Annotated in this window: 1 pseudogene; it reads right to left on the reverse strand. The window is 30.1% G+C overall.

Features of this window, described 5'->3' with window-relative positions:
- Positions 1 to 188 (reverse strand): annotated as a pseudogene (locus tag ACFIKD_RS09645) (hypothetical protein); the annotation flags it as partial.
- Between the last annotated feature and the right edge of the window lie 642 nt (positions 189 to 830).

The following is an 830-nucleotide window of genomic DNA, read 5'->3' on the forward strand; positions in this document are numbered from 1 at the left end:
CCGCCGAGGTCTCCCGCCTTAATATCATCAAAATCTCTTAGAGCACGTATACGGTGTAAAGTAAGACCATCAAAAGTGAATTTTTCATTGGTAAATTCGTATTTTTTTGCAGGCTTTTGTTGATTAACAGGCGCGGTTTCATTTGCAATGGAAGAGATAACGGGGGTGGTTTTTGAGATATTTGTCATAATTAAATCCTACATGATTTAGTGTTTTCAATTGACAGCCTATAAAGGCGCCGGGTGTTGAAAACACGGCATGTAGTCCGTTGTTATGCCTTCCTCATAAGAGTATTGTATAGCATAACCACACCCGACAAAATCATCATATATGCTAATTAGAGCATAAAAGATAGCCAGTTTTATAATAGGATTAGGTTTATCGCAACCTTTTCGCTACATGCTTAGTGTTTTCATCACTTGGTTATTTATGTAACAAAATACGTATTTATTGTCAATTTTTATTTTGTCTTTTTTGATATTTTTTCTTGTTTTTTTAAATACGTTGTGTATTCATAATATATTATGCTTATTAATTGCTTCTTTTATATTTATGTGCTTTTAAAGCTATATTATGGGCTTTATAAAACGACTGCGTTATTTTCTGAATCTATACATTTATAATATTTAAAAAACGCTCTCATAATGCGTATTTTTATCTTTATAACCTATCAATTTTTTACTAAATGAATTTTAAATTTTTTGTGAATTTTGTTTATAAGGGTCTTTAATTTAAACAACCTATATTAAACGCACTCTATAAACACAACCTGTAATATATATTTTGTAGGGGTTTTGGGGGTGTTTATATTTTTTTCAAAAATTAGGGAA

It is taken from the genome of Bartonella sp. CR84HXZ (assembly GCF_042194535.1).
GTDB lineage: Bacteria > Pseudomonadota > Alphaproteobacteria > Rhizobiales > Rhizobiaceae > Bartonella > Bartonella grahamii.